Annotated in this window: 23 protein-coding genes; 5 read left to right on the plus strand and 18 right to left on the minus strand. The window is 74.1% G+C overall.

What is annotated here, in order from left to right; all coding sequences use genetic code 11:
- Positions 1 to 24: 24 nt before the first annotated feature.
- From C593_RS0120155 to C593_RS0120175, 5 genes are all read right to left on the minus strand, one after another.
- A complete protein-coding gene (locus C593_RS0120155) occupies positions 25 to 612 on the minus strand; it encodes a lysophospholipid acyltransferase family protein (protein ID WP_078521689.1) in 588 nt (195 codons plus the stop codon).
- 53 nt (positions 613 to 665) lie between these two features.
- The gene (gene cmk / locus C593_RS0120160; RefSeq protein ID WP_018849116.1) at positions 666 to 1,397 is read right to left on the minus strand and encodes a (d)CMP kinase; all 732 of its coding nucleotides are present in this window, start codon (positions 1,395 to 1,397) and stop codon (positions 666 to 668) included.
- A 220-nt stretch (positions 1,398 to 1,617) separates the two neighbouring features.
- Positions 1,618 to 2,703 (minus strand): prephenate dehydrogenase, encoded by a 1,086-nt coding sequence (locus C593_RS0120165; protein ID WP_018849117.1) that lies wholly within the window; start codon positions 2,701 to 2,703, stop codon positions 1,618 to 1,620.
- Between the two features lie 217 nt (positions 2,704 to 2,920).
- On the minus strand, positions 2,921 to 4,150 hold the full coding sequence (locus tag C593_RS0120170; RefSeq protein WP_018849118.1) for a GDSL-type esterase/lipase family protein: 1,230 nt from the start codon (positions 4,148 to 4,150) through the stop codon (positions 2,921 to 2,923).
- Positions 4,151 to 4,234: 84 nt separating this feature from the next.
- Positions 4,235 to 4,810 (minus strand): TetR/AcrR family transcriptional regulator, encoded by a 576-nt coding sequence (locus C593_RS0120175; RefSeq protein WP_018849119.1) that lies wholly within the window; start codon positions 4,808 to 4,810, stop codon positions 4,235 to 4,237.
- Positions 4,811 to 5,036: 226 nt separating this feature from the next.
- Between C593_RS0120175 and C593_RS0120180 the strand changes: the two genes are divergently transcribed.
- From C593_RS0120180 to C593_RS0120190, 3 genes are all read left to right on the plus strand, one after another.
- Positions 5,037 to 5,486: a Rieske (2Fe-2S) protein gene (locus tag C593_RS0120180; RefSeq protein ID WP_026277882.1), complete on the plus strand. Its 450-nt coding sequence runs from the start codon at positions 5,037 to 5,039 to the stop codon at positions 5,484 to 5,486.
- Between the two features lie 220 nt (positions 5,487 to 5,706).
- On the plus strand, positions 5,707 to 6,192 hold the full coding sequence (locus tag C593_RS0120185) for a cation:proton antiporter regulatory subunit (RefSeq protein WP_018849121.1): 486 nt from the start codon (positions 5,707 to 5,709) through the stop codon (positions 6,190 to 6,192).
- Positions 6,189 to 7,376 carry a cation:proton antiporter gene (locus C593_RS0120190; RefSeq protein WP_018849122.1) on the plus strand — a complete coding sequence of 396 codons (1,188 nt, stop codon included), beginning with the start codon at positions 6,189 to 6,191 and terminating at the stop codon, positions 7,374 to 7,376. The genes C593_RS0120185 and C593_RS0120190 overlap by 4 nt, the downstream gene beginning before the upstream one ends.
- Before the next feature lie 186 nt (positions 7,377 to 7,562).
- On the opposite strand, the gene C593_RS0120195 is transcribed toward C593_RS0120190, so the two are convergent.
- The 13 genes from C593_RS0120195 to pyrG form a co-directional block, all read right to left on the minus strand.
- On the minus strand, positions 7,563 to 8,636 hold the full coding sequence (locus C593_RS0120195; RefSeq protein WP_018849123.1) for an ADP-ribosylglycohydrolase family protein: 1,074 nt from the start codon (positions 8,634 to 8,636) through the stop codon (positions 7,563 to 7,565).
- Complete coding sequence (locus tag C593_RS0120200; RefSeq protein WP_026277883.1) at positions 8,633 to 9,373, minus strand: NUDIX hydrolase; 741 nt, start codon at positions 9,371 to 9,373, stop codon at positions 8,633 to 8,635. Before C593_RS0120200 ends, C593_RS0120195 begins: the two co-directional genes overlap by 4 nt.
- Before the next feature lie 134 nt (positions 9,374 to 9,507).
- A complete protein-coding gene (locus C593_RS0120205; protein WP_018849125.1) occupies positions 9,508 to 10,632 on the minus strand; it encodes an AAA family ATPase in 1,125 nt (374 codons plus the stop codon).
- Positions 10,629 to 11,294 carry a nicotinamide riboside transporter PnuC gene (gene pnuC / locus C593_RS0120210; protein ID WP_018849126.1) on the minus strand — a complete coding sequence of 222 codons (666 nt, stop codon included), beginning with the start codon at positions 11,292 to 11,294 and terminating at the stop codon, positions 10,629 to 10,631. The genes C593_RS0120205 and pnuC overlap by 4 nt, the downstream gene beginning before the upstream one ends.
- Before the next feature lie 176 nt (positions 11,295 to 11,470).
- Entirely contained in the window at positions 11,471 to 12,583 is a 1,113-nt protein-coding gene (locus C593_RS0120215; RefSeq protein WP_018849127.1) for a pseudouridine synthase, read from the minus strand.
- Positions 12,584 to 12,593: 10 nt separating this feature from the next.
- A complete protein-coding gene (gene scpB / locus C593_RS0120220; RefSeq protein WP_018849128.1) occupies positions 12,594 to 13,223 on the minus strand; it encodes an SMC-Scp complex subunit ScpB in 630 nt (209 codons plus the stop codon).
- On the minus strand, positions 13,220 to 14,320 hold the full coding sequence (locus C593_RS0120225) for a segregation/condensation protein A (RefSeq protein WP_018849129.1): 1,101 nt from the start codon (positions 14,318 to 14,320) through the stop codon (positions 13,220 to 13,222). Before C593_RS0120225 ends, scpB begins: the two co-directional genes overlap by 4 nt.
- A 348-nt stretch (positions 14,321 to 14,668) precedes the next feature.
- Positions 14,669 to 15,238: a hypothetical protein gene (locus C593_RS0120230; protein ID WP_199790066.1), complete on the minus strand. Its 570-nt coding sequence runs from the start codon at positions 15,236 to 15,238 to the stop codon at positions 14,669 to 14,671.
- Complete coding sequence (locus tag C593_RS0120235) at positions 15,223 to 16,248, minus strand: ParA family protein (protein WP_018849131.1); 1,026 nt, start codon at positions 16,246 to 16,248, stop codon at positions 15,223 to 15,225. The genes C593_RS0120230 and C593_RS0120235 overlap by 16 nt, the downstream gene beginning before the upstream one ends.
- A gap of 503 nt (positions 16,249 to 16,751) precedes the next feature.
- Positions 16,752 to 17,867, minus strand: a complete 1,116-nt coding sequence (gene ald / locus C593_RS0120240; protein ID WP_026277886.1) for an alanine dehydrogenase — start codon at positions 17,865 to 17,867, stop codon at positions 16,752 to 16,754.
- A gap of 145 nt (positions 17,868 to 18,012) precedes the next feature.
- Entirely contained in the window at positions 18,013 to 20,076 is a 2,064-nt protein-coding gene (locus C593_RS0120245; protein WP_018849133.1) for a tetratricopeptide repeat protein, read from the minus strand.
- 197 nt (positions 20,077 to 20,273) lie between these two features.
- Entirely contained in the window at positions 20,274 to 20,900 is a 627-nt protein-coding gene (locus C593_RS0120250) for an NUDIX hydrolase (protein ID WP_018849134.1), read from the minus strand.
- A gap of 87 nt (positions 20,901 to 20,987) precedes the next feature.
- Entirely contained in the window at positions 20,988 to 22,640 is a 1,653-nt protein-coding gene (gene pyrG, locus C593_RS0120255) for a CTP synthase (protein WP_018849135.1), read from the minus strand.
- A gap of 508 nt (positions 22,641 to 23,148) precedes the next feature.
- Here pyrG and C593_RS0120260 point away from each other — a divergent pair.
- The gene (locus C593_RS0120260; protein ID WP_018849136.1) at positions 23,149 to 24,951 is read left to right on the plus strand and encodes a glycoside hydrolase family 15 protein; all 1,803 of its coding nucleotides are present in this window, start codon (positions 23,149 to 23,151) and stop codon (positions 24,949 to 24,951) included.
- Between the two features lie 215 nt (positions 24,952 to 25,166).
- A complete protein-coding gene (locus C593_RS0120265) occupies positions 25,167 to 26,795 on the plus strand; it encodes a PucR family transcriptional regulator (protein ID WP_018849137.1) in 1,629 nt (542 codons plus the stop codon).
- The last annotated feature ends 6 nt before the right edge of the window (positions 26,796 to 26,801 follow it).

Consider the following 26,801-nt stretch of genomic DNA (forward strand, 5'->3'; position numbering starts at 1 on the left):
AAGAAGCGGCCCCTCAAGTCTGGCTCAGCGCCCGGTGAGGCGCTTCGCGTTATCCAGGTGGGCGGTCAGGCGCTCCTGGATGCGCACCGTGGCCTCGTCCAGGGCCTTGCGCGTACGCCGTCCGCTGCCGTCGCCCGCGGCGAAGGGGTCGCCGAAGACCAGGTCGACCCCGCTGCGCAGCGGCGGAAGCTGCCGTATCAGCCGGCCGCGGCGCTCGGTGCTTCCCAGCACCGCGACCGGGACGATCGGCGCGCCGCTGCGGACGGCGAAGTACGCCAGCCCGGCGCGCAGGGAGGCGAAGTCGCCCTCGCCGCGGGTGCCCTCCGGGAAGATCCCGAGGACGCCGCCGTTCTCCAGCACCCCGAGGGCGTCGGTGATCGCGGTGCGGTCGACGGTCGTCCGGTCCACCTGGAGCTGCCCGATCCCGGTGAGGAAGGCACCCAGCGGCCCGACGAACGCCTCCTTCTTGATCAGGAAGTGCACGGGACGCGGCGCGGTGCCCATGAGCATCGGGCCGTCGATGTTGTGCGCGTGGTTGACGGCGAGGATGACCGGGCCGGACGCGGGAACGCGCCAGGCGCCGAGCACCCGCGGCTTCCACAGCCCGTACATCAGGCCGATGCCGATCCCCCGTCCGACCGCCGCGCCTCTCGCGGAGGGTGCGGTCACCTGGCGGCCTCGGCGGTGGCGTCGGCGGTCGCGTCGGCGGCCTGCGCGAGGGTGCCGCGCTTCTCCTCGACCAGGGTGACCACGCACTCGATGACCTGCTGGAGGGTGAGGTCGGTGGTGTCCACCTCGACGGCGTCGCCGGCCTTGGCCAGCGGGGAGGTCTTGCGGCTGGAGTCCGCCGCGTCCCGTTTGATCAGGGCCTCGCGGGTGGCGGACACGTCGGAGCCCTTGATCTCGCCGCTGCGGCGGGCCGCGCGGGCCTCCGGGGAGGCGGTGAGGAAGATCTTCAGGTCGGCGTCGGGCAGGACGGTGGTGCCGATGTCCCGGCCCTCCACCACGATGCCCTTCTCCGCGGCGGCGGCGATGGAGCGCTGGAGCCCGGTGATGACCGACCGGACCTCGGGGACCGCGCTGACCGCGCTGACCTTGGAGGTGACCTCCTGGGTGCGGATCGGGCCGGAGGCGTCCTGCCCGTCGACGGTGATCGACGGGGCGGCCGGGTCGGTACCGGACTCGATCACCGGCTTGCCGGCGGCGGTCGCGATCGCGGCCGGGTCGGAGACGTCGACCCCGTTGCTGATCATCCACCAGGTGATCGCGCGGTACTGGGCGCCGGTGTCCAGGTAGCTCAGGCCCAGCGCGGCTGCCACGGCCTTCGAGGTGCTCGACTTGCCCGTGCCGGAGGGGCCGTCGATGGCGACGATCACGGATTCCACGGTGTCGGACACCTTTCAGGTCTGCGGGACTCGGGTCTGCGGGGTGTTTCCGCGGATGTGCCGCGGGGTTCTTCCGCCGGGGGTGCGGGGAAGGGCGGACGGAACCGCCGGTGCACCCAGCACAAGGTTACCGAGTGCCGGAGGCGCTTCTTGCACCCGGAGGCACCCCCGGGACCGCACGGCGGCCCCGGGGTGCCGTCACCCGTCCGGCCGAGCCGCCGGCCGCGCCCGGCTACTGCCGCAGCGACCAGCCCCGCTCGCGCAGGGAGGCGGCGAGGACGGGGGCCGCGGCCGGCTCGACCATGAGCTGCACCACGCCCGTCTGCTGCCCGGTCGCGTGCTCGATCCGGACGTCCTCGATGTTCACGCCGACCCGGCCGGCGTCCGCGAAGATGCGCGCCAGCTCGCCCGGCTGGTCGCTGATGAGGACGGCGACCGTCTCGTACGCGGTGGGCGCCGCGCCGTGCTTGCCGGGTACACGGGCCCGGCCGGCGTTGCCGCGCCGCAGGACGCCCTCGATGCCCCGTGCGCCGCCGAGCCGCTCGGTCTCGTCCGCCGCCTGGAGGGCGCGCAGGGAGCGCACGGTCTCGTCGAGGTCGGTGGCGAGCCCGGCGAGGACGTCGGCGACGGGCCCGGGGTTCGCGGAGAGGATGTCGACCCACATCGTGGGGTCCGAGGCCGCGATCCGGGTCACGTCCCGGATGCCCTGCCCGCAGAGCCGGACGGCGGTGTCGTCGGCCTCCTCCAGCCGGGCGGCGACCATCGAGGAGACGAGCTGCGGGGTGTGCGAGACCAGGGCGACGGCCCGGTCGTGGGCGTCGGCGTCCATGACGACGGGGACGGCCCGGCAGAGCGCCACGAGTTCCAGGGCGAGGTTGAGGACCTCGGTGTCGGTGTCCCGGGTCGGGGTGAGCACCCAGGGGCGGCCCTCGAAGAGGTCGGCGGTCGCCGCGAGCGGGCCGGAGCGCTCCTTGCCCGACATGGGGTGGGTGCCGATGTACGAGGTCAGGTCCACCCCGAGCGCCTCCAGCTCGCGGCGCGGGCCGCCCTTGACGCTGGCGACGTCGAGGTAGCCGCGGGCGAGGTCCGACGCCATCGCCGCGGCGAGGGTGGCGGCGACGTGCGCGGGCGGCACGGCGACCAGGGCGAGGTCCACGCGGCCCTCGGGCGCCTCGTCGGTGCCCGCCCCGAGGGCGGCCGCGGTACGGGCCTGCGCGGCGTCGTGGTCGACGAGGTGGACGTGCACGCCGCGGCCCGCGAGGGCGAGGGCGGCGGAGGTGCCGATCAGTCCGGTACCGATGACGAGCGCGGTTCTCACGGGGTCGTGTCCTTGGGGCGGGGTGCGGGCCCTCGCGGGGGCGGAGGCAGGGGGAGGCAGGGTGCGGGTGGAGCGCTGGGGTGTGTGCTGCGTTCAGCGTAGTCAGGGCGGGGACGGAGGGGCCCGCGCGTCCAGCGGCCGGACCGGGCAGGTCCGGGTGGGCCGACGTGGGGCCGGTCCGGCGCGGCCCTGGCCCGGCGCGGTCGGCGCGGCCCGTTCAGGCGAAGGGGCCGCCGGCCCCGAAGGCCGCGTCCGCGAAGCGCTCCCCCATGCGGCGGTGGGCGGCCGCGTCCGGGTGCAGTTCGTCGGGCAGGGGCAGCTCCGCGTAGTCGTCCGGGCCGTACAGCTCGCGCCCGTCGAGGTAGCGCAGGGCCGGGTCCTCGGCCGAGCGCTGCGCGACGATCCGGGCCAGCTCGTCCCGGATGACGCCGAGGGTGAGCTTCCCGGCCGCGCGTTCCGCCGGGTCGCCGGTGGCCAGGAAGCGGATGGAGCCGGTCGCAAGCCCGTCGAGGTCGGGGGCGCCCGGGCCCGGGGTGTCCTCGTGGATCGGGCAGAGGATCGGCGACACCACGAGCAGCGGCACGTCCGGGTGGCCGTCGCGGATCGTGTCCAGGAAGCCGTGCACCGCCGGGCCGAACGCCCGCAGCCGCATCAGGTCCAGGTTGACCAGGTTGATGCCGATCTTGACGCTGATCAGGTCGGCCGGGGTGTCCCGGATCGCGCGGGCCGTGAACGGGTCGAGCAGCGCGCTGCCGCTGAAGCCGAGGTTGATCAGCTCGACGTCCCCGCGGGAGGCGGCGAGCACCGGCCAGATGGAGGTGGGCCCGGCCGCCTCGGAGCCGTGGCTGATGGAGCTGCCGTGGTGCAGCCAGACCCGGCGGCCCCGGTCCGGGACGGGTGCGACGGGGGCGTCGGTGCGCAGGGCGACGAGCTCGGTGGTCTCGTTGTGCGGCAGCCAGATCTCGACGTCCTTCTCCCGGTCCGGCAGGCCGGTGAACCGGACGGTGCCCGGGGTGCCGGCCCGGTGCTCGGTTGTCCAGGTCGACATGTCGATGACGATCGTGTTCCCGCCGGCCACGCTCCCCCGCCCGGCGGGCTCCCCGTCGACCAGCAGCTCGTAGACGCCGTCCGGACGGGGCGGTGCCCCGGTGTAGAGGCGCTTGGTGGGCAGGGTCTCCAGCTCGACGGCGGTGGCCCGGGTACGCAGGGCGAGGCGTACGCCGGAGGGCTGGGACTCGACCATGGCGAGCTGCGGGTCGTCGCACTGGGCACGGGCGCGCGCGGGCAGCCGGTGGGGAAGTACGCCGTACGCGGTGCGCTCCAGGTCCAGGGCACCGCGCAGGAGCTCGGCGGTGACGGGGGTGGTGATCCATCCGGGGTCGGTGGTCGGGCCGGGGTCGGTGGTGGTCCAGCCGGGGTCGGCGGGGCGGGTTCCGGGCGTGTCCATGAGGTGCCTGTGGTCCTTGAGAGGTCGGGGGCGGGCGGCGCCCGCGTACAGGGCGCGCGGGGAAGGGGCGCGGGGTCGCCGGGGTCAGGGCGGCGGCGCGGGCCAGTTCCGCAGAGTTGCGTCGAGGGCGTCGATCGACCGTTCCCAGCTCTGCTGCGCGTCCGGGGCGCTGTGGCCGAAGCCGCCGCTCGCCTCCAGGCCGACGAAGCCGTGGAAGACGCTGCCGAGGAGGCGGACGGCGTGGGTGCCCTCCGACTCCGGGAGGTCGTAGCCGCGCAGGATCGCCCGCGTCATCTGCGCGTGGCGGACGCCCGCGCTCGCCGCGGCCGTCTCCGCGGCCAGCGGGTACCGGGTGGCCGCCCAGCGGCCGGGGTGGGCGCGGGCGTAGTCGCGGTAGGCGTCGGCGAAGGCGGCCAGGGCGTCCTTGCCGGCCCGGCCCGCCAGCGCCTCGGCGGCCCGGTCGGCCAGTTCCTCCAGGGCGAGCAGGGCGATCCGGGTCCGGAGGTCGTCGGAGCTGCGGACGTGCGAGTAGAGGCTCGCGGCCTTGACGTCGAACCGCCGGGCGAGCGCCGAGACGGTCACCTGGTCGAAGCCGACCTCGTCGGCGAGTTCGGCCCCGGCCCGGGTGAGCCGTTCCGGGGTCAGCCCTGCGCGCGCCATGCCCGCACTCCTTCCCATTCCTTCCCTGAGTATGCATTTACCTACACCTCATAGGCAAACACCTTTAGTTCTCAGCCGGTCTCCCGCCCGCGCTCGGCCGGGGGACGGACAGCGGGTACCCGCCGGGGCGCGGTGCCACCGCCCCGGGCCCGCGGCGCGCCAGGATGCCGGGGCGCGGGCGCCGGACGACGGGCGGCGCGTGGGACCGAACGAGCGGAGCGACGAGATGGCGGAGACCTGCCGGAGGTCCGTCCTGGCGGCGGCCGGGGCGGCGGTACTGGTGGCCGGGTGCGGCGGCGGAGGCGGGGACGACGGCCCTTCTCCCACGGCCGGGGACCCCACAGCGGGTGACCCCACGGAGACGGGGACGCCGACCGGGGGCGCCGGGGGCGAGCAGCTGACGAGCACGGCCGAGGTCCCGGTCGGCGGGGGCGTGATCCTCAGGGAGCAGCGGATCGTGGTGACCCAGCCCGAGGAGGGCCGGTTCGAGGGGTTCTCGGCGGTCTGCACCCACCAGCAGTGCCTGGTGGGCTCGGTGACCGACGGCGCGATCGTCTGCCCCTGCCACGGCAGTCGCTTCGCCGTCGCGGACGGCGCCGTTCTGACGGGCCCCGCGACCCGGCCGCTGCCGGCGGAGCCGATCACCGTCGCGGGCGGCACGGTGCTGCGGGCCTGACCCGCGGGCCGCCGGTCCGGGCCGCGCGGCCACTCCCGTACCCGTGCGGGTGGCGGGGCTCCCGGCCGCCCCGGAACCCGCTCCGCCGGACGGACCCGTCGTCGGCACCGGGGGCTTCCTGCCCGGCCACCGCGGCGTCCCGGCCACCGGCGACGAAACCCCCGTATGCCCTCTTAGCAGAGGGGCGTGCGGGCCCGGGGGCGACGTGATGATGGGCGGCATGGACGTCAACGAAGTACTGCTGCCCGGGGTGGGGATGCGCTACGACTTCGCCACCCACGAGGGGGTCCGGTTGAGTGTCGTCGCTCTGCGCTCCGGCGATCTGGAGCTGATGGACTACGAGAGTGCGGACTCGGACGAGCCACGGGTGGCATTCCGGCTGAACCGCGAGGAGGCCGACACGCTCGCCGAGATTCTGGGGGCCCCGCGCATCGCGGAGCGGTTCGCGGACCTCACCAAGGAGGTGCCGGGCCTGAGTGCCGGGCAGGTCGAGGTACGCGAGGGCGGGGCCTTCGTGGACCGTCCGCTGGGGGAGACCAGAGCCCGGACGCGGACCGGCACGTCGATCGTCGCGATCGTACGCGGCGAAGAGGTACTCCTCTCCCCGGGGCCGGGGCGGGTGCTGCGCATGGGGGACGTGCTGGTGGTGATCGGCACCCGTGACGGGATCGGCCAGCTGGAACAGATCATCCAGGCCGACCGGTGAACGTGTCGGTCGCCCTGCTGCTGGAGCTGGGGATCATCCTCGCGGCGCTGAGTCTGCTCGGGGCGCTGGCGCGGCGCTTCGCGCTTTCGCCCATCCCGCTCTATCTCCTGGCGGGACTGGCGCTGGGCGAGGGAGGTATCGCCCCGGTTCCTGCCGCCGGCCCTTTCGTGGAGACCGGAGCGGGCATCGGGGTGGTCCTCCTGCTGCTGGTGCTCGGCCTGGAGTTCACCGTGCCCGAGTTCACCGCCAGCCTCCGTCGCCATCTGCCGTCCGGGGTCGTCGATCTCGTGCTGAACGCGACGCCCGGAGCGGTGGCGGGATGGCTGCTCGGCCTGGACGCCCCCGGGATCCTGACCCTGGCGGGCGTGACCTACATCTCCTCCTCCGGCATCGTCGCCCGTCTTCTGAGTGACCTGAGGCGGCTGGGCAACCGGGAGACCCCGGCCGTGCTGTCCGTACTGGTGCTGGAGGACTTCGCGATGGCCGCCTTCCTCCCGCTGCTCGCGGTCGTCGCCGCGGGCGGCACCTGGCAGCAGGCACTCCTGGGCATCCTGCTGGCCCTCGGAGCGGTCCTGGCCGCGCTCGCCGTCTCGTACTGGTGGGGGCACCATCTCGGGCGACTGCTGTTGCATCTGCATCCGGACGCCGAGCAGCTGCTGCTGCGGGTGCTCGGCGTGACGCTGATCGTCGCGGCGCTCGCCGAGGCGGTTCACATCTCCGCCGCGGTCGGCGCCTTCATCGTGGGGCTCTCACTCACCGGTGAGGCGGCCGACCGGGCACGGCAGGTGCTGAGCCCGCTGCGGGACCTGTTCGCCGCCGTCTTCTTCCTCTCCATCGGGCTGTCGGTCAGGCCGGAGTCGCTGCTGCCGGTGCTTCCCGCCGCCCTGGTTCTGGCGGTGGTCACGGCGCTGACGAAGGTGGCGGCCGGCTGGTACGCCGCACGGCGGGAGGGTGCGGGGTTCCGGGGGCGGCTGCGGGCCGGCACCGCGCTCGTCGCACGTGGCGAGTTCTCCCTCGTCATGATCGGGCTGGCCGGGGTCCGGCAGGACCGGCTGGGCGCCCTGGTGGCCGCCTACGTCCTGCTGCTGGCCGTCGCCGGTCCGGTTCTGACCCGTTTCGCCGGGACCCGCCCGCCGACCGGTGAGGGGGCCTCAGCCGGACGAACGCGCGGACGGCGTGCGTGACGGGGTCCGTGACGGGGTCCGTCACGGTGTCCCCCTGGGCCACGGGGCCGTCCGCGTCCCGCGGTTTCCGTGAGGCCGACGAGTTCGGTTGCGGGCAGGACAGGGGACCGGACACCTGCGACGACCGGCGGGCAGGGCTGCCCGGCGAGCGCGGCCAAAGTCGGCGTCCGCGGCGGCGGACGCTTGTCAGGGCGTTGGCACGTCCCAGGCCGTCGCCAGTTCCCGCAGGCCGGTGCGGTATTCGATGCGGTCGGTCCATTCGGTGGGCCAGGCGGTGGCGCCGAGGTGGGCGCCGGCGAAGGCGCCGGCGAGGCAGGCGAGGGAGTCGGAGTCGCCGCGGGTGCAGGCCGCGCGGCGGAGGGCGGTGAGGGGGTCGGTGGGGAACATCAGGAAACAGAGGAGGCCGGTGGCGAGGGCCTCTTCCGCGATCCAGCCGTCGCCGGTGGCGAGGCAGGGGTCGAGTTCCGGTTCGGGGGCGGCCGCCGCGGCGGCGAGGCGCTCCAGGACGGCCAGGCAGTCGTCCCAGCCGCGGGCGATGAACGCCTCCGGGGTGGCGTCGGCGGTGGAGCGGGTCCACAGGTCGCCGAGCCAGTCCTCGTGGTAGCGGGTGCGGTTCTCCAGGGCGTAGGAGCGGAGCAGACCGACCAGGCCGGTGGGTTCGGCGCCCCGGGCGAGGAGGTGGACGGCGTGGGCGGTGAGATCGCTCGCGGCGAGGGCGGTGGGGTGGCCGTGGGTGAGCGCGGACTGCAACTGGGCGGCTCCGGCGCGCCGGCCGGCGTCCAGGCCGGGGGCGAGGCCGATCGGGGCGACGCGCATGTTGGCGCCGCAGCCCTTGGAGCCGATCTGGCTCGCGTCCTGCCACGGCCGGTCGCCGTCGAGCAGCTCGCAGGCGACCAGGCAGGTGCGGCCGGGGGCGCGGTTGTTCTCCGGGGAGTGGTACCAGTCGACGAACTCCTCGCGCACGGGCGCGGCGAGCCGGGCGGCGGTGAGCGGGCCGCCGGACATCGCGGTGCGCAGGCCGCGCCCGAGCGCCAGGGTCATCTGGGTGTCGTCGGTGACGATCGCGGGCCTCGGGAGGTCCATCGAGCGCCAGGGGCCGGACTTCGCGAGGATCGAGGGCACGTCATTGAACTCGGTGGGGAAGCCGAGTGCGTCGCCGAGGGCCAGGCCGAACAGGGCCCCGGTCGCGGCCCGCTTGCCGGTGGGCGGGGCGGGCGGAGTGGGCGGGCCGGGCCGGTCGGGGTGCGGGATGGTGGTCATGGGCGCCGTCCTTCGGGTCGCAGCAGCGGTGGGTGCAGGGAGCGGGCCGTGCCCGCCCGGTGGAGCGCGGCGGGCTTGCCCCGGCCGCCGGTACGGCGTGACCCGCCCTCGACGGGCTCGACGAAGCCGGGCGTGGCGAGGACCTTGCGCCGGAAGTTGGGCCGGTCCAGCTCGACGCCCCAGACCGTCTCGTAGACCTGCTGGAGCTCGCCGAGGGTGAACTCGGGCGGGCAGAACGCGGTGGCCAGGCAGGTGTACTCCAGCTTGGCGCCGATGCGTTCGTGCGCGTCGGCGAGGACGCGGTCGTGGTCGAAGGCGAGCGGTCCCGCGTTCTCCAGTGGGGTCCAGCGGGCGCGGGCCGCGTCCCCGCCGCCGCGCGGTTCGGGCAGGTCCGGGACGAGGGCGGTGAACGCGACGGAGACGACGCGCATCCTCGGGTCGCGGTCGGGCTCGCTGTAGGTCCCCAGCTGCTCCAGGTGCGGACCGGCGGCGGACCCGCCGGCGGTCGCGGACAGCCCGGTCTCCTCGGCCAGTTCGCGGCGGGCGGCGCTCTCGGCGGACTCGTCCGGCAGCAGGAAGCCGCCGGGCAGCGCCCACCTCCCCCGGTACGGCTCCTGGCCGCGCTCGACCAGGAGCACCTGGAGGCGTCCGCCGCGCACGGTGAACACGGCGAGGTCGACGGTCACGGCGAACGGGGGGAACGCGGCCGGGTCGTACCCCTCGGGCCGCCGCCCCAGGGGCCCGCCGGGCCTGCCACCCGGACCACCGGCCGGGCCGGGGCCGCCGCCCGGCCCACCGGCGGCGCCGGGGCCGCCGCCGGGGCCACCACCCGCGCCGGAACCGGGTCCGCCCGGGCCGGGCCTCCCGCCGGTCACCGGCGCCGCTCCGGGAGCGGGTCGGCGAACCGGAGGCCGTCCGCCAGCAGCGCGTCCACCGCGGCGACCGCGGCGGCGAGCCGCGCCTCGGGCGGGCCGGTGACCTCGATGAACGGCCTCCCGGTGCGGGCCAGTCCGGCCCGGAAGCGCTCGGTCATCCAGGGCCGCAGCTGCTCGCCGTCCCGCAGACCGTCGTCCTCGAAGGCGACCCCCTCGTGGTCCGTGAGGATCCACAGGTGCTGGGTCCGGGGCTCGAGGCCGGCCGGGTAGGGGCCGCCCAGGTACCGCTCGTGCCAGACCGTGGTCGCGAAGGCGTCCGTGTCGCAGATCAGGACCGGGGAGCCGGCCCGGGCGGCGGCTTCCTCGCGGGCGGCCTGCTCCTTGGCGATCACCGGGAACTCCTCGGAGGCGAAGGCGACCTCGGACCAGTCCGCGCCGGGCCGCTCGGCCCGCAGCTCCGCGAGCTTGCGTTCGCTGTACTCCCTGCCGTATTCGGCGACGTACCCGGTCCGTGCCCATACTCCGCCGCGCGCCCGGTAGTGCCCGGCGAGGGCGAGGGCGAGCGTGGTCGTCCCGGTGGACTCGGCGCCGAGGACGACGACCCTGCGGGCCAGCCCGGCCCGGACCGGCGGGGCGAGGAAGTCCCAGCGGCCGGCCGGGTCCGCGCGTACGGCCGTACCGGACACCGGGTACGCGCTCCGGTCGGGGTCGACGCACACATGCACCGCGCCCAGCCGGCGGGCGAGTTCGTCCCCGTACTCCTCCGACGTATAGACGGCATCCACCTGTTCGGGCACCGCTGTGGTGAAGACCTCCATGTGGGCGGCCCATATGTCTTCGTCGTACAGGTCCACGGGGTGGTCGTCCACCGCGCCGACCACCCGCACGTCCGGGTGGACCTCGCGCAGCCACGCGACCCGGTCGGCGAGGGGGACGCTCTCCACGGAGGCGGCGCACACCAGCACGGTGAGGCGCTCGCACCGCTCGGCGGCGGCGCGGACGAGGTGGTGGTGGCCCGCGTGCGGCGGATAGAACTTGCCCAGCACCAGCCCGTGAGCCGGCCGCGCCGCGGGCGCGCCCGGGGCGGGCCCCGGCTCCGGCTCAGCCTCCGGCCGGCTCATACGGCGGCCTCCACGGCCGGGCGGGCGCCGGCGGCCCCCGCGGCGAGGTCCCGCCGCCAGGCGCGCAGTCCGACGACGCACAGCGTCAGGAAGCCCGCGTAGAGCAGCGAGGTCGGATAGAGGTCCTTGTGGGCGTAGAGCGGGATGTAGACCACGTCCGCCGCGATCCACAGCCACCAGGACTCCAGCCGCTTGCGGCACTGCCCGTAGGTCGCCATCAGGGAGAGCGCGGTGGTCAGCGCGTCCCAGAAGGGCACGGTCGAGTCGGTGGCGCGGTCCAGCAGGACGGTGACGGCCGCGGTCCCCACCGCCCCCGCCGCGAGCAGCCACAGCCACTCGGTGCGGGTGGTGCGCCGCACGGGCAGCGTGCCGCCGGTCCCTGGTCCACCCCCGTGGGCCCAGGTCCACCAGCCGTACGCGGCGAGGGCGATGAAGACGATCTGGAGTCCGGCGTCGGCGTACAGGCCCGCGCCGGAGAACAGCAGGATGAAGAAGAGGTTGTTGGCGATCCCGATCGGCCAGTTCGCGATGTGCTGGCGGGCGACGAGCCAGACGCAGAGCGCGCCGCTGCCGAAGCCCAGGACCTCGACCCGGCTCACGGGCGTGCCGAGCAGGGTGAACAGCGGTTGCTGCAAGGGCTGGAGCATCTCCCCGAGACTCACGGCGACTCCTTAATGGTCAGAGTGACCATAAAGGCAGGACGGCCGTCCCCACAAGGGGTTTCCGGACAAGGGGTTCCGGACAAGGGGTTCCGGCGATGGGTTCCGCGCCCGGACGCGGAGGAGCCCGCGACCACGGGGGTCGCGGGCTCCTCGGGACCGTGCCGGCAGGGGGCGCCCTACAGGCCGACTTCCTTCATCAGCATGCCGACCTCGGTGTTGGTCAGGCGCCGCAGCCAGCCGGACTTCTGGTCGCCCAGGGTGATCGGCCCGAAGGCGGTGCGCACCAGCTTCTCCACCGGGAAGCCCGCCTCGGCGAGCATCCGGCGCACGATGTGCTTGCGCCCCTCGTGCAGGACCACCTCGACCAGGTAGTTCTTGCCGGTCTGCTCCACGACCCGGAAGTGGTCGGCACGGGCGTAGCCGTCCTCCAGCTGGATGCCGTCCTTGAGCCGCTTGCCGACCTCACGCGGCAGCGGGCCCTGGATCGCGGCGAGGTAGGTCTTCTTCACGCCGTACTTGGGGTGGGTCAGGCGGTGTGCCAGCTCGCCGTGGTTGGTGAGCAGGATGATGCCCTCGGTCTCCGTGTCCAGCCGGCCGACGTGGAAGAGCCGCGTCTCACGGTTGGTGACGTAGTCGCCCAGGCACTGGCGCCCGTCCGGGTCCTCCATGGTGGAGACGACACCGGCCGGCTTGTTCAGCGCGAAGAACAGGTACGACTGGGTCGCGACGGTGAGGCCGTCGACCTTGATCTCGTCCTTCTCCGGGTCGACGCGCACGCCCTGCTCGATCACGATCTCGCCGTTGACCTCGACGCGGCCCGCGTCGATCAGCTCCTCGCAGGCGCGCCGGGAGCCCATACCCGCCCGGGCGAGGACCTTCTGCAGGCGCTCGCCCTCCTCCCCGGAGGTCTTCGGGGTCCCGGTCACGGGCTTGTTCGCGTACCGCTCGCGGTTGCGCTCCTCGGCACGGGCGTCGTACTCGCGCGAGCGGGCCGGGGTGGTACGGCCCCCGCCGCGCTGCGGGGACTGGCGGGGGCCGCCCTTGGCGCCGCCACGGGCCGCGCCGCCGCGGCCCTTGCGGGGCTCCTCCGTGCCGCCCACGTCGTAGCGCCGCTCCTCGGGGCGCGGCTTGCGCGGACGGCCTCCGCCACCGCCCTGCCGGTCGTCACGGCTGTTGCCGGCGCCGCGGTAGTTGCCGCGCCCGCCGCCGCTGCTGCCGCGGCCGCCGCTGTTGCCACCACGGCTCCCGCCGTTGTTTCCGCTGCTGTTCCTGCCGCTGCTGCTTCGCATCAAAGTTCCATCAGTCGTCTGCGTCCTCACGGCCCGGCGCATCCGGTGCGTCCGGGTCGAACGACGGGAGCCCCTCCTGCGTCTCCGCCTCGATCGCGTCCGCCTCGGGGAGGAAGGGCGCGAGTTCCGGCAGTTCGTCCAGGCCGCGCAGGCCCATCCGCTCCAGGAAGTAGTTCGTCGTCCTGTACAGGATCGCACCTGTTTCGGGTTCCGTGCCCGCCTCCTCGACCAGACCCCGCTGGAGGAGGGTGCGCATCACCCCGTCGCAGTTCACCCCGCGCACCGCCGAGACCCGCGACCGGCTCACCGGCTGGCGGTACGCGACCACGGCGAGGGTCTCCAGGGCGGCCTGGGTGAGCCGGGCGTGCTGCCCGTCGAGCACGAAACGCTCGACGGCGGCGGCGTGCTCGGGTCGGCTGTAGAAGCGCCAGCCGCCCGCGACGAGCCGCAGCTCGAAGCCGCGGCCCTGGACGGTGTACTCGTCGGCCAGCTCCCGCAGCGCGTCCGCGACGGCCCGGCGGGGGCGCTCCAGCACCTTGGCGAGGTGCTCCTCGGTCGCGGGCTCGTCGACGACCATGAGCACGGCCTCCAGCGCGGGCTTGAGCGCCGGCTGCCTGTCCTCGCCCACCGGTGCGCTCACGCCATCTCCTTCTGCTCGTCCTGCTCGTCCTGCTCCACGATCCGATCGAACTCGTCCGTGACGGTGACGTCCTCGCCGGATCCCCCGGCCCAGGTCACGGTCAGTTCGCCCAGTGCCTCCGGCTGCTCCAGCACGAGCGCCTTCTCCCGGTAGAGCTCCAGCAGCGCGAGGAAGCGGGCGACGACGGTGAGGGTGTCGTCCACACCCTCGGTCAGCTCCCGGAAGGTCGCGCTGCCGCGCTCCCGGAGCAGCCCGACGACTACCTCGGCCTGCTCCCGGACGCTGACCAGGGGCGCGTGGATGTGGTCCACGTACACCTGGGGCTTCGGCTTGGGCTGCATGGCCTTGACCGCGAGCCGGGCGAAGCCCTCGGGGCCGATGCTGATGACGACGTCGGGCAGCAGCTCGGCGTGGTGCGGCTCCAGCCCGACGGTCCGCGGGAAGCGACGGGCCTCGTCGTCGAGCCGGCCCTCGAAGACCTGCGCGATCTGCTTGTACGCGCGGTACTGGAGCAGCCGGGCGAAGAGCAGGTCCCGCGCTTCGAGCAGCGCGAGGTCGGCCTCGTCCTCGACCTCGGCGGCAGGCAGCAGCCGGGCGGCCTTGAGGTCGAGCAGGGTCGCGGCGACGACGAGGAACTCGGTCGTCTGGTCGAGGTCCCAGTCCGGCCCCATGGCCCGGATGTGCGCCATGAACTCGTCGGTCACCCTGGACAACGCGACCTCGGTCACGTCCAGCCGGTGCTTCGAGATGAGCTGCAACAGCAGATCGAACGGCCCCTCGAAGTTCGCCAGCCGCACGGTGAACCGCCCGTCCCCGGCGGTTTCGGCGTCCCCCGCCGCCCCGGGCGCGCCCGCCTCCCCGGGAGTGCCGGGGTCGCCCGCCCGCGCGGGCACCGCGCCGGGCGGCGCGGGCGGCGCGGGCGGCGCGGGCGGCTCACCGGCAGGCTCCGCCGCCGGGCCGCTGCGGACCGCCCCGGTGCCGAACCCCGGCGCGTGCTGCTCGGGGACGTCACTCCGAGGCGCACCCGCCTCCGGGACGGCGGCCTCACCCCCGGCAGCCGGGTCCGAAGACTCACGCGCGGCCGCCGGGTCCAGCAAGCCACCCGCGGCATCGGGCCCCGAGAGCTCACCCGGAACAGCCGGGCTCGAACGCTCACGCGGCGCACCCGCCTCCGGGACGGCGGCGGGTGCTCCCCCGGCCGGAGGTCCCGAAGAATCACCCCCGGCAGCCGGGTCCGACAATTCACCCGCGGCGGCCGGGTCCGGCAGCTCACCCGTCTCCGGCGGGGCGGCTGGGCTCCCCGGGGCCGACGGGGGGCGCGTGGTGCCCGGGCCGCGGCCCAGGGCGCGGCGGGACGGGGGGCGGGACGTTTCGTCGGGCGGGGGCATGGTGGTCCAGGGGGCGGCGCGGGTGGGCGAGGGCGCAGGCTATCGCGTCCGGCCGGGTCAGCGGCCGCGCAGCCGCCGGACCAGGATGCTCGCGTCGCCGCGCTGCTCCAGATCGGCGAGGACGACGGCGACCGCCTCGCGGACGATCCGGCCGCGGTCGACGGCGAGGCCGTGCTCGCCGCGCAGCACCAGGCGGGCGTGTTCGAGGTCCATCAGTTCCTCGGCCGACACATAGACGGTGATCTTCTCGTCGTGCCGTTCGCGCCCGCTGGGCCGCCGGTTGACCCCGCGCCCGCGCCGACGGGGCGCACCCGCCTCCGGGACGGCGGCCGCGCCCGGCGCCGCGCCCGTCGCCGCGGCCGGAGCCCGCCGGGCACGGGGCGTACCGCCGCCCGCCGCGTCGGCGCCGCGGCTGCGCTGCTCGCCGACGGTCTCCGCGTCCGCGGTGGAGTGCTCCTGCGGCTCCTCGGGAGCCGCGCCCTCCGTCGCGGGCGCGCTCTCGCCGGCCGGCGCGGGCACCCGTGGCTCACCGTTCGCCGGCTTGCGCGGAGTGGACGCCTGCAGCGCCGTGCCCCCGGTCGTACGGAACAGCTCGTCGGCCCCGGGCAGACTCACTCGGCGTGACACCGGGCGAGCACCTCCCTGGCGAGCTGGCGGTAGGCGGCCGCGCCCACGGAGTTGGACGCGTAGGTGGTGATGGGCTCACCGGCGACCGTGGTCTCCGGGAAGCGCACGGTCCGGCCGATGACCGTGTGGTAGACGTGGTCGTCGAACGCCTCGACGACCCGCGCCAGCACCTCGCGGCTGTGCACCGTGCGGGAGTCGTACATCGTGGCGAGGATGCCGTCGAGCTCCAGGTCGGGGTTGAGCCGCTCCTGCACCTTCTCGATGGTCTCGGTCAGCAGCGCCACCCCGCGCAGCGCGAAGAACTCGCACTCCAGCGGGACGATCACCTTGTGCGCGGCGGTCAGCGCGTTGACCGTGAGCAGGCCGAGGGAGGGCTGACAGTCGATCACGATGTAGTCGTAGTCGGACATCAGCGGCTTCAGCGCGCGCTGGAGCGTGGACTCGCGCGCGACCTCGCTGACCAACTGCACCTCGGCGGCGGAGAGGTCGATGTTGCTCGGCAGCAGGTCCATGTTGGGCACGGCCGTCTTGAGCAGCACCTCGTCCGCCGACATGCCCCGCTCCATGAGCAGGTTGTAGACGGTGAGGTCGAGCTCCATAGGGTTGACGCCGAGGCCCACGGAGAGCGCGCCCTGCGGGTCGAAGTCGACGAGGAGCACCCGGCGGCCGTACTCGGCGAGCGCCGCGCCCAGGTTGATGGTCGACGTGGTCTTGCCGACGCCGCCCTTCTGGTTGCACATCGCGATGATCTTCGCGGGGCCGTGGTCGGTCAGCGGGCCCGGGATCGGGAAGTACGGCAGGGGCCGGCCGGTGGGGCCGATCCGCTCGCGGCGCTGGCGCGCGGCGTCGGGCGCGAGGGTGGCCGCGTACTCGGGGTCGGGCTCGTACTCGGCGTCGGGGTCGTAGAAGTGCCCCTCGGGGACTTCCTCGTAGGCGGCGAAGTGGGTGGACTCTCGGCCACTCTCGTTGCCGGCCGTGGCGTTCACGTATGGGCCGTCCATCGTCTTCATCGTGTGGGGTGTCGTCTGGTGCGTCGGCTGCTGGTGCGTCGCCGGCGAGCGGAGGGCGACGGAGCCGACGGCATCGGGTCCGGCCGACGGGTCCGAGCCCGTCCCGACCGCTCCTGGCCGTCCACCCCCGGGAGTAAATGTCGACTCATTCACAAGTCGTCTTACCTCCTTGGATGTGACCAGGAAACTTATCGATAGGTCAGCGTGGCACCATGCCGACGATTGGCGACTCTATGGCGTGCCACCGGTCCGCAGCAACACAATCCGCCGGACCCGGCCCGATGTGTCGGTAATCGAACTCCCCTCTGTCAAGGGCGCACGCCCCTTTTCACGTACCTCAATGCGCCGGTTTCGGGGGTGGGCGAAACGGTTAAAGGGTTACGTTCGAGACGAGTTGATCGCCCGCGTGGGGTCCGGACGCACGTGTCCGGCCGGACCTTGCTTCCCAAGGTCCGGCCGGACACGAGAGGTTGACGGCGCGGGTTGACCCCGGCGCCGCGAACTCAGACCAGCAGGGTGTGCAGCTCCACGCTCTCCAGGCCGTGCGCCTCCGCGACCTCCTGGTAGACGACCTTGCCGTCATGGGTGTTGAGGCCCTTGGCCAGCGCGGGGTCACGGCGCAGCGCCTCGACCCAGCCGTTGTTCGCCAGCGACACGATGTACGGCAGCGTGGCGTTGGTGAGCGCGTAGGTGGAGGTGTTCGGGACCGCGCCGGGCATGTTGGCGACGCAGTAGAAGACCGAGTCGTGCACCGCGAAGGTCGGCTCCGCGTGGGTGGTCGGACGGGAGTCCTCGAAGCAGCCGCCCTGGTCGATGGCGATGTCGACAAGGACACTTCCGGGCTTCATCCTGGCGACCAGCTCGTTGGTGACCAGCTTCGGGGCCTTGGCGCCGGGGATGAGCACCGCGCCGATGACGAGGTCGGCCTCGACGACGGCCCGCTCCAGCTCGTAGGCGTTGGAGACGATCGTCTGCACCTTGGTGCCGAAGATCCGGTCGGCCTCGCGCAGCTTGTTGATGTCCTTGTCGAGCAGGGTGACGTGGAAGCCCATGCCGACCGCGATCTGCGTGGCGTTCCAGCCGGAGACGCCGCCGCCGATGACCACGGCACGGCCCGCGTGGGTGCCGGGGACGCCGCCGGGCAGGACGCCGCGGCCGCCGGCCGAGCGCATCAGGTGGTACGCGCCGACCTGCGGGGCGAGCCGGCCCGCGACCTCCGACATCGGGGCGAGCAGCGGCAGGGCTCGGCCGGCGGTCTCGACCGTCTCGTAGGCGATGGCGGTGGTGCCGGACTCCAGGAGGGCGTCCGTGCACGCACGGGAGGCCGCGAGGTGCAGGTAGGTGAAGAGGGTCTGGTCCTTGCGGAGGCGGTGGTACTCCTCGGCGATGGGCTCCTTCACCTTGAGCAGCAGGTCGGCGGTGGCCCAGACCTCGTCGGCGGTGGGCAGGATCTGCGCGCCTGCGGCGACGAACTCCTCGTCCGTGATCGAGGAGCCCAGGCCGGCGGACTGCTCGATGACGACCTGGTGGCCGTGGCGCACCAGCTCGTGCACGCCGGCGGGGGTGATGGCCACCCGGAACTCGTTGTTCTTGACCTCGCGGGGGATGCCGACCTTCACGTCGATCACGGTCCTTGGCTCAGAGGGAAAAGGCGGTCAATGCCATGGATACCCAGACGCACCTGGGCGCACCGGGACACACCACGTGAACACGCGGCCCGACCAGTCTAATGAAGGACTTCCCGCTGTCTAGCCTTGCAAAGCATTAATCTTCTTCGGAACCACTGCGGATTTCGTAGGCTGCACCCTCCTCTCCAAGGAGCCTTTCCGCTGCGTGGCGGTGCAGTTGCGCTGCGGAGACGTCCCCGAGCCGGTCCAGGGTGTCGGCCAGCCTGAGCTGGAGAGCGGCCTGGAGGCGGGTGTCCCCGGCCTCCCGCGCCCACTCGGCCGCCTCCCGGCAGGTGCGCAGCGCCTCCTCGGGACGGCCGGCGTACTCCTGCACCCGCGCGGCCTCGCTGAGCGCCCGTGCCCGGGCGGGGACGTCGCCGAGCCTGCGGTACCCGGCGACGGCTGCCCGCCAGTGGCGCAGCGCCTCGCCGTAGCGGCCCGCGTAGGTGTGCACCGAGCCGAGCCGCCCGTAGAGGCGTGCCTCGTCCGCGTGCTCCCCGCGGGACTGGCGCTGGGCCAGGGCGCGGCCGTACCAGTCGGCGGCCCGGTTCCAGTCCTCCAGCTCCTGGTAGGCGCCGCCGACGGATTCCATCGCGCGGCCCGTGGCGTAGGCGTCCCCGCCGAGCCGGCCGGCGTCGAGGGCGGCCCGGTAGCGGGCCAGGGCCTCCCTGGTGCGGCCGGTCCGGGCGTCCAGGTCGGCGAGGTTGAGCAGGGCCGCGGCGCGCTCGCGGTGCAGGCCCCGGCGCTCGGCGACGTCCAGCACCAGGCGGTGCAGCCCGTACAGCTCGGGGGCGGCGGCCTCCGTGCCGCAGTGCGCCGCCAGGGCCCTGACCAGCGCGGACACCAGCCTGCGGGCCAGGGTGTCCAGCTCCCCGTCGTCGACTGCGAGCCGGGCCGCGGCCAGCAGGGCCGGGCGGCCGTCCCGCAGCCACTCGGCGGCCTCGTCGACGCCCGCGAAGCGCAGGGCCCTCGGCAGCGCGGCCAGCTTCCGGCGCGCGGGGCTGCCCTCGGGCTCGGTGATCGCCCGGCAGGCCTGGAGGCGGCGCACGGTCCGCTCCAGCATCCGGGCGCGGGCGAGCTGGACCTCGGCGGGGCGGTCGGTGGCCTCCATCAGGGCGCGCAGGTGCCCGGCGAGGCAGCCGGGGACCTCGAAGCCCGACTCGCCGCGCCGGTGCAGCAGCCCGGCGGTGGCCAGGTCGTCGAGGGTGGCGCGCGCCGCGGACACCGTGCAGCCCGCGAGAGCGGAGGCCGTGTGCGCGTCGGCCCGGCCGGCGGGCGCGAGGGCGAGCAGCCGCAGTATCCGGGCGGCCGGCGCCGGCAGGGCCTCGTGGACCAGGCGGAACGCCCGGACCAGGGGACGCGTCGCATGCGGGTGCTCACCGTCGACCGGGAGCGCCCGGAGCTGCTTGACGGCGTCGGCGACGGAGGAGCCCGGCCGGGCGGCCAGCCAGCCGCCGACCAGGAGCAGCGCGGCCGGCTGCCCGCCGCACTCCTCGGCGACTGTTTCGGCGGCCTGCGGGTCGACGGTGATGCGGACCTCGCCGGTGAAGGCGGTGAGCAGTTCGATGGAAGACTTGGGGTCCATCCCGCCCAGGGTGCAGGGGCGGACGCCCGGAATGCCGGTGAGGGGCCCTTCGGCGACGGCGACGACGAGGGCGTCCGGGTTCTCCGGGATCAGCAGGTCCACCTGCTCGGCGTCCCGGGCGTCGTCCACCAGCAGCACCGCCCGGCGCACCGCCAGGGCCTCGCGGACCGCCTCGGTGAGTTCGTCCTCCCCCGCGCCGGGCGGCGAGGCGGCCCCGAGGTCGTCGAGGAGCCCGCGGGCGGCCTCGTCCAGGGGGACGGGACGGCCGCCGGGCTCGGTCAGCCGGACGCGCAGCAACCCGTCCGGGTAGCGGTCGGCGACGGAGCGGGCGAACTCCTCGGCGAGGGCGGTGCGTCCCGAGCCGGGGCGGCCGGCGACGAGGAGGACCCGGGCACGGGGGGCCTTGCGGCCGGCGAGGGTGTCGAGTCCGGCGCGTTCGATGTCGGCGTGCAGGGACTTGAGTTCGCGCTGCCGGCCGAGGAAGCCGGGCCGTCTGCCTGGCGTGCGGTCACGCGGGCCGGACCGGACGTCGTCCGTCCGGTCGGGGCCGACCGGGTCCAGCGCCTGATCCGTCACGGGCCACGCTCCGTCCGCGCACAAGCCGAGCCCGCCGGGGCTCCGCACGGGCGTTGCGAGCCTAGTTCACGGACCGGGACGTTCCCGGCGGCACGGACGGCTACGGACCCCGGACCCCCCGATCGGATCAACTGATCGTCACACCGGGAGGTCTGAGGGCCCGTCACCCGGCGGACCGGACGGACCGGGCGGGCGCCCTACGCCTCGAACGGGCGGGCCGGCCACGGCGCGTCGGCGGGCCGCAGCGCGTCCACACCCTCGCCGTTCAGGACCGCCGTCGCCGACAGCACGCCCACCACCAGGCAGGTGTTGTGCAGTTCACCGGCGAGCACCCCGCGCGCCAGCTCCTCCAGCGGTACCCGGGCCAGTTCCATGTCGGCCTCCTCCTCGGAGACCGTGAACCGCTCCCCCTCCGCCTCGGAGAGGTCACGCGCCAGGAAGATCCGCACGGCCTCGTCGCAGCCGCCCGGGGTGGTGTACACATCGGTGAGCACCCGCCAGTCCTCGGCCTTGACGTGCGCCTCCTCGTACAGCTCGCGCTGGGCGGCGTGCAGCGGGTTCTCGCCGGGGACGTCGAGCAGCCCGGCCGGGATCTCCCACAGCTTGTGCCGGACGGGATGCCGGTACTGGCGCAGGACCAGCACCCGGCCCTCCTCGTCCAGGGCGAGCACCGCGACCGAGCCCGGGTGGACCTGGTAGTCGCGGGTGACGACCGACCCGTCGGGCATGACGACGCTGTCGGTGCGGACGCTCGTCTTGTTGCCCCGGAACGGCGTCGCGGTCGAGGTGACCGGCCACTCCTCGGGCGTGTCCTTGAGGGTCATCGAAAGCGTCCTTCCACCGTGCACCAACGGAAACCGGGGTACGCGCCCCTGTGGGCCCGTACCCCGGTCAACCGTATCGCCTGCGGATCAGCCGCCCGCCTGCTGGCGCTCGACGGCGGCCTTCACCAGGCCCGCGAAGAGCGGGTGCGGGCGCGTCGGGCGGGAGCGCAGCTCCGGGTGGGCCTGCGTGGCGACCAGGTAGGGGTGCACCTCGCGCGGGTACTCGACGTACTCCACCAGCTTGTTGTCCGGGGAGGTGCCCGAGAAGAGGATGCCCGCCTTCTTCTCCAGCTCCGCGCGGTAGGCGTTGTTCACCTCGTAGCGGTGGCGGTGGCGCTCCTCGATGTACGGCTGGTCGTCGTAGACCTCGCGCACGATCGAGCCCTCGGCGAGCTTGGCCGGGTAGAGGCCCAGGCGCATGGTGCCGCCCAGGTCGCCCGCGCCCTCCACATAGGCGAGCTGCTCCTCCATGGTGGAGATCACCGGGTGCGCGGTGGCCGCGTCGAACTCGGTGGAGTTGGCGTCGGGGATCTCGGCCAGGTTCCGGGCGGCCTCGATCACGATGCACTGGAGGCCCAGGCAGAGGCCGAGCAGCGGCACCTTGTGCTCACGGGCCCAGCGGATCGCGCCGACCTTGCCGTCCACCCCGCGCTCGCCGAAGCCGCCGGGAATCACGATGGCGTCCACGTCGCCGAGCTGCTTCTCGGCACCGGCCTGGGTCCTGCAGTCGTCCGAGGTGACCCACTTGACCTTCACCCGGGCCTTGTTGGCGAAACCGCCCGCGCGCATGGCCTCGGTCACCGACAGATAGGCGTCGGGCAGGTCGATGTACTTGCCGACCAGGGCGACAGTGACCTCGTGCGCCGGGTTGTGCACCCGGTCCAGCAGGTCGTCCCAGGTCGTCCAGTCCACGTCGCGGAAGGGCAGGTCCAGCTTGCGCACGACGTAGGCGTCCAGGCCCTCGGTGTGCAGGACCTTCGGGATGTCGTAGATCGACTTGGCGTCGATGGCGGCGACCACGGCGGCCTCGTCGACGTCGCACATCAGGGAGATCTTGCGCTTGATCGCGGTCGGCACGTCCCGGTCGGCGCGCAGCACGATCGCGTCCGGCTGGATACCGATGTTGCGCAGGGCGGCGACCGAGTGCTGGGTCGGCTTGGTCTTCAGCTCGCCGGACGGGCCGATGTAGGGCAGCAGGGAGATGTGCACCACGAACACGTTGTCCCGGCCCACCTCGTGGCGGACCTGGCGGACGGTCTCCAGGAACGGCAGCGACTCGATGTCGCCGACCGTGCCGCCGACCTCGGTGATGACCACGTCGACGTCGTCGGTGGCCATGCGGCGGATGCGCGACTTGATCTCGTTGGTGATGTGCGGGATGACCTGCACGGTGTCGCCCAGGTACTCGCCGCGCCGTTCCTTTGCGATGACCTGCGAGTAGACCTGGCCGGTGGTGACGTTGGCGGAGCCGTCGAGGTCGACGTCGAGGAAGCGCTCGTAGTGGCCGATGTCCAGGTCGGTCTCGGCGCCGTCGTTGGTGACGAACACCTCACCGTGCTGGAAGGGGTTCATCGTGCCCGGGTCGACGTTCAGGTACGGGTCGAGCTTCTGCATCGTGACCCGCAGGCCCCGTGCCTTGAGGAGCGCGCCGAGGCTGGAGGCCGTGAGGCCCTTGCCGAGGGAGGAGGCGACACCCCCGGTGACGAAGATGTGCTTGGTCGTCATGGTGTTGGGCGGCATCGCCAAGAGGGGGCTCCCGTGGTCGCGTGGTGGGGTGCGTCCGGCGTCCGGCCTGGTGGCGGGGTCGCCGTCGCTGCGGTTTCGGCGGCGAGTCCGACTCGGGACGGCCACCGGTCCACGGGGTACCAGGGTATCAGCGACGGCGCACCGTCGCTTCCAGCCGATCCGGCCGTACACGGTCCGGGACACGCCGCGGCCGGACGGCGGGACAACCGCTCGGCGCACCCCACCTGCCGCTCACCCGTTCGGCGCAATAACGTTGCCAGGACACCTGCGCGGACCCCCTGTGCGCGTCGTATCCTGCTCGGACACTCGCTGCCGAGCAGCACCGGACAGGCGGCGTCATCAGCCCGCCGACCGGGCGGACGGCCCCACACCAGTCGAGTGGCGACACCGCCACGACGGTGCTCCGGGCCGCCGCGGCTCGTCAACGACCCTTGACCGCAGTAACCGCAGACCGCAGTACGCGCCCCGCGGGGCGGACGTGGCCGTTCGACTGGAGATGCACGTGGCCGGGCGCATCGAGGACTACGCACTCATCGGAGACATGCAGACCGCAGCACTGGTCTGCCGGGACGGCACGGTGGACTGGCTGTGCCTGCCCCGCTTCGACTCGCATGCCATCTTCGCCGGTCTCCTCGGCACCGAGGAGCACGGCTTCTGGCGGCTCGGCCCGGCGTTCGGCGCGGACTCCGCGCCGCCCCCGGCCGACCGCCGGCACTACCGGGGCGACTCCCTGATCCTCGAATCGGAGTACGACACACCGCGCGGCACGGTGAGAGTGACCGATTTCATGCCCCCTCGCGACGGGGCCCCTCAGCTCATCCGGATCGTGGAGGGCGTCAGCGGCCGCGTGCCGATGCGCTCCGAGCTGAGGATGCGGTTCAGTTACGGCCGGATCACGCCGTGGGTGCACAAGGTCGGCAACCGCACGGTGGCGGTGGCCGGTCCCGACTCGGTGTGGCTGGACACCGAGGCCGACACCTACGGCAAGGACCTCACCACCTACTCCGACTTCACCGTCTCCCCGGGCGAGCGGATCGCGTTCACCATCAGCTGGCAGCCCTCCCACCGCGACCAGCCCGCGCTGCCCGAGCCCGAGGTGTCGCTGGAGGCCACGACGGACTTCTGGCGCGAGTGGGTCGACCACTGCACGTACCACGGCCCCTACCGGGAGGCGGTGGTCCGCTCCCTGATCACGCTGAAGGCGCTGACCTACGCGCCGACCGGCGGGATCGTCGCCGCGCCCACCACCTCGCTGCCCGAGGAGATCGGCGGCGTCCGGAACTGGGACTACCGCTACACCTGGCTGCGGGACGCGGCGATCACCCTCTCCTCGCTGCTGCGCACCGGCTACCGCGAGGAGGCCCGCGCCTGGCGCGAGTGGCTGCTCCGGGCGGTCGCGGGCGACCCGGAGAACCTCCAGATCATGTACGGCATCGCCGGTGAACGGGAGCTGGGAGAAGCCGAGTTGGACTGGCTTCCCGGTTACGAGAACTCCCGCCCGGTCCGCGTCGGCAACGGCGCCGCCCACCAGCTCCAGCTCGACGTCTACGGCGAGGTCACCGAGGCCCTGCACCTGGCGCACATGACCGGGCTGAACCGCAACGACTACGCCTCCCTTCTCCAGCTCAAGCTGATCCAGTACCTGGAGAATAACTGGGACCAGCCCGACGAGGGCATCTGGGAGGTCCGCGGCCCGCGCCGGCACTTCGTCCACTCCAAGGTGATGGCCTGGGTCGCCGTCGACCGCACCATCAAGCTCATCGAGTCCGGGGACGCCGACGGGCCGCTGGAGCGCTGGCGCGAGCTGCGCGAGGACATCCACCGGGACGTCTGCGAGAAGGGCTACGACCGGGAGCGGAACACCTTCACCCAGTCCTACGGCTCCAAGGAGCTGGACGCCTCCCTGCTGCTCATCCCGCAGATGGGCTTCCTGCCGCCGGACGACAAGCGGGTCATCGGCACCATCGAGGCGATCCAGCGGGAGCTGTCCACCGAGGACGGCTTCATCCTGCGCTACCCGACCGAGGGCTCGGACGCGGGCGTCGACGGCTTGCCCGGCGACGAGGGGGCGTTCCTGGCCTGCTCGTTCTGGATGGCGGACGACCTGGCGATGATCGGCCGGGTGGACGAGGCCCGCAAGCTCTTCGAGAAGCTGCTGAACCTCCGCAACGACCTGGGCCTGCTCGCGGAGGAGTGGGACCCGCGCCTCCAGCGGCAGGTGGGCAACTTCCCGCAGGCGTTCAGCCACGTCCCCCTGATCGACACGGCCCTGCGGCTGACCGCCTCCGGCGCGTACGGGGGCTGACCGGCGCCGGCCCCGGGCCGGGTGGGCGCCGGGGCCGTCGGCGTCGCCGGGGAACCGGTCCTCGCACCGGGCCACGGGCGCCGTCGCGGGTGCCCGGCCGGGCCCGGGGCGGCCACAGCCGAAGGCAGCCGGGCTGGTGAACACGGCGCCACCGGCCCGGTCCGCGGACCGGGCCGGTGGCGCCGTGTTCACCAGCCCGGGTAGCGTCCGGGAGCATGGACAACCAGGGCGGGATCACCGTGCAGCGGGCCCTTGAACTGCCGGGGCTGCGGGCCGGGCTCCCGGAGGTCGTCGCGGGCGCCGACCGGCTGCAGCGGACCGTGCGCTGGGTGCACGCCGGTGAGGTCCCGAACATCGCCTCCCTGCTCAAGGGCGGGGAACTGCTGCTGACGACCGGGCTGGGGCTCGGCACCCGGCCCGCCGAACAGCGCGCCTTCGTGCGGCAGCTCGCCGACCGGGGCATCGCCGCCCTGGTGGTCGAGCTGGGCCCCCGGTTCTCCCGGCTGCCGGCGACCATCGTGGACACCGCCCGGGCCGCCGGGCTGCCGCTGGTGCAGCTCCACCGCGAAGTCCCCTTCGTCTCCGTGACGGAGGAGGTCCACACCGAGATCGTCAACCACCACTACGCCCTGCTGCGCCGCGCGGAGGAGGTCCACCGCCAGTGCACCCGGGCCCTGCTGGGCGGCGGCGGGGTTCCGCAGGTGCTGCGCATCCTCTCCGACTTCACCAGCAACCCGGTGTTCCTGGAGACCCCCGACGGCCAGCTGCTGTACGCCGCCGACACCGAGTCCGCCCCCGCCGACCCGCTCCAGGTCTGGGAGGGGCTGCGCGGCGGGCGGGCCGCCCGGGAGTCGGGCCCGCCGACGGGGGCGGTGCTGGTGGACGTGCCGGGCGGCGGGCCAGGGGCCGGTTCGGTGCGCGCGCGGCTGGTGCTCCTGGCGGTGGCCGGGCCGCTGTCGCCGGTGCACCGGATGGCGGCCGAGCGGGCCGCCGCGATCCTGGCGGTGGTGCTGATGCAGGCCCGTCAGGAGGAGGAGCTCGCGGCACGCGGGCGGGGCGACTTCCTCACCGATCTCGCGGAGGGCCGGATCTCCCCCGAGGACGCGCCCGCGCAGGCCCGGGTCCTCGGCTTCAAGCCGGGGGACGGGCCGGTGCTGCCCGTGGTGATGCGGCTGGCCCCGGAACAGGCGCCGTCGGGGAACTGGGCGCTGCTGGCCCGGGTCGTCGGGGAGGAACTGTCCTCGGTGGGCGTGCCGGTGCTGGTGGGCGTGCGGCCGGTCGAGGGCCGGGTGCCGGTGCTGGTCGCCCTGCGGGCCGAGTCGGAGCGCGCCGCGACCGCCGACAAGGTGGCGGCGGCCCTGCGCGCCGGTGCGGAGCGGGCGGGCCTGGACCGGCCGGGCGGGCATCCGCCGGTCGTGGTGGTCGGGGTGGCGGGGGCCTGGGCGGCGACCGCGGCGGGGCTGCGGCACGCGGTGGAGACGGCGACGGCGGCGGAGGGCCTGACGGACCGGCCCTGGTACGACGCCCGCCGCCTGGACATCGACCTGCTGCTGTGGCGGCTGCGGGACCACCCGGACCTGGCGGCCTTCGTGGAGCGGGCGATCGGTCCGCTGCGCGCCCACGACGCGGCCTCCCGCCCGGCGCTGCTGCCGACCCTGGAGACCTATCTCGCGCACGCGGGCCGCAAGGCGGAGACCGCCCGCGAGCTGCACCTCAACCGGCAGACCCTCTACAACCGCCTGGCCCGGATCGGCGATCTGCTGGGCACGGACCTGGACGACCCGGAGGCGGTCCTCTCCCTCTCCCTGGCCCTGCGGGCCCGCCGCCACACGCCCCGCCCGTAGCGCGGG

This window comes from Streptomyces sp. CNT372 (assembly GCF_000377145.1).